The sequence below is a fragment of the Wolbachia endosymbiont of Drosophila seguyi genome, assembly GCF_028981765.1.
GTDB classification, from domain to species: domain Bacteria; phylum Pseudomonadota; class Alphaproteobacteria; order Rickettsiales; family Anaplasmataceae; genus Wolbachia; species Wolbachia pipientis.
On sequence record NZ_JAPQLM010000033.1, the window covers coordinates 1 to 939 of the forward strand.

At 34.3% G+C, this 939-nt stretch carries 1 protein-coding gene; it reads left to right on the forward strand.

What is annotated here, in order from left to right; genetic code table 11:
• A partial coding sequence (locus OZD62_RS00680) for an AEC family transporter (protein ID WP_275019219.1) occupies positions 1-731 on the forward strand: 731 nt, incomplete at its 5' end.
• Positions 732-939 lie beyond the last annotated feature (208 nt).

Consider the following 939-nt stretch of genomic DNA (forward strand, 5'->3'; position numbering starts at 1 on the left):
GGTTTATAGGTAGCACTATGTCCTTATCAGTGTATTATCTTTCTTCTTTTTTATTTAAGGATAACACAAGAAACATATTAGCATTTAGCTCGGGCAGCACAAGTATGGGTTATTTTGGCCTGCCGATTGCCATGGCTTTATTTGATGAAGATTCAGTATCTGTATATGTTGTTTGTTATATAGGAATGGCGCTATTTGAAAACAGCTTAGGATTTTACATAGCTGCAAATGGTATTTATACCGCAAAAGAATGCATATTAAAGTTGTTCAAACTTCCTTCGCTTTATGCGATGGTTCTGGGCTTCTTTTTAAGTATATACGATATACAAATACCTACTTTTTTAACAGATGTTATGATGAATATTAGAAGTACATTTGTCACATTAGGAATGGTGCTACTTGGAGTGAGCATTGCGAATATTGGAAGCTTTAAAATAGATTGGAAGCTTGCTTTGATCACTATTACAGCAAAGTACGTATTCTGGCCACTGTTTGTTTTAGGAATTGTCCTTTTAGACAAGCATGTTATAGGTATATACGATGAGAGCATATATAAAGCACTGATGTTGCTGGCTATTATTCCAGTTTCTGGGTCCAGTATAATACTTGCTAATATTTTGAATTATCAACCAGATAAAGCTACTCTGTTGCTTCTAATCAGTACTGCAGTGGGACTGTTTTATGTTCCACTAATAATATCATTATTTTTTACTAAACTTGTTCCTTTTTGATCAAAAAATTAAGCGCTTGCACAACCATTATTTGGGTAACAACACAAGACATTGATAAAACTTGAATTTATAGCTAAAGCAACTTCTACAATTTGGTAACCCGTCATCCCGCTACTAGTTAGCGCCGCGGCGGTAAATTGACCTTACCCAGAAAAAGTAGAGAGAAAGTTAAGACGTTTTTGGAGTAAAATAAAACGTTTTTTCAAAA